The 631-nt window shown below is 43.9% G+C and carries 2 protein-coding genes; both read left to right on the top strand.

What is annotated here, in order from left to right:
- Positions 1-107: 107 nt before the first annotated feature.
- Complete coding sequence (locus tag PSI23_RS21845; RefSeq protein ID WP_273557024.1) at positions 108-524, top strand: hypothetical protein; 417 nt, start codon at positions 108-110, stop codon at positions 522-524.
- Positions 521-631, top strand: a 111-nt coding sequence (locus PSI23_RS23315) for a phage protein NinX family protein (RefSeq protein WP_373567371.1), incomplete at its 3' end; no start/stop codon positions are given. The genes PSI23_RS21845 and PSI23_RS23315, both read left to right, overlap by 4 nt.

Below are 631 nucleotides of genomic sequence, written 5' to 3'. Positions count from 1 at the left end.
TGAACAAAAAGGGCTTTGTCTCTTTCCTCTCGATCAGGTCGAAGGAGATCGCAGAGCCAAGCGAAACGAAGACAGGCCTAATAAACCCCACCATAAGGACTTTTGAGATGAAATTAACTGAAACCGAGATTAAACAAATCGCAATCTGGGCGTTGGGAGAGGACACTGGAACATCATCAAAAACCATAGTCAGTATAGCGCTAGGTTTGAATGAAAGTGCTGTTTACAGATGGGATATGCCACATGATGCCGCTGATTTTGGACGTTGCCATAGGCTCATCAATCAGATCCCCAGATTAGTTGAATATCTACCTTTGGTAGCTGAAAAATGCCCGCAATGGCAGCCATTAGTTGCTATATGGGGTGAATTATCCCGACTGTATGAGTCTGATTTACAAATTAATGGCCGCACATGTCATGACAAAATCAAATCGCTGTATGAAGAGTGCATGGCTGCTGCTGGTTACGTAAGGGTGAATGATATTTATTGGGTTCATAAGAGCAAATTACAGAGGGAAGAATGAAAATCAAAACATCGGAACTAACGGGACGGGCGTTGGATTATGCGGTTGCAATGGCTCAGGGATGGGAAAAGATGGCAGGTTATAACGGCTATTCCACACCTAATGGG

The organism is Xenorhabdus yunnanensis, assembly GCF_028598805.1.
Taxonomy (GTDB): domain Bacteria; phylum Pseudomonadota; class Gammaproteobacteria; order Enterobacterales; family Enterobacteriaceae; genus Xenorhabdus; species Xenorhabdus yunnanensis.
Note: the sequence above shows the minus strand (reverse complement) of the source record. Positions and strands in the feature narration are given on the sequence as shown.

Bases quoted from the DNA above. Each gene is read 5' to 3' on its own strand.
- PSI23_RS21845 (WP_273557024.1), top strand. From the start codon at position 108: ATGAAATTAACTGAAACCGAGATTAAACAAATCGCAATCTGGGCGTTG.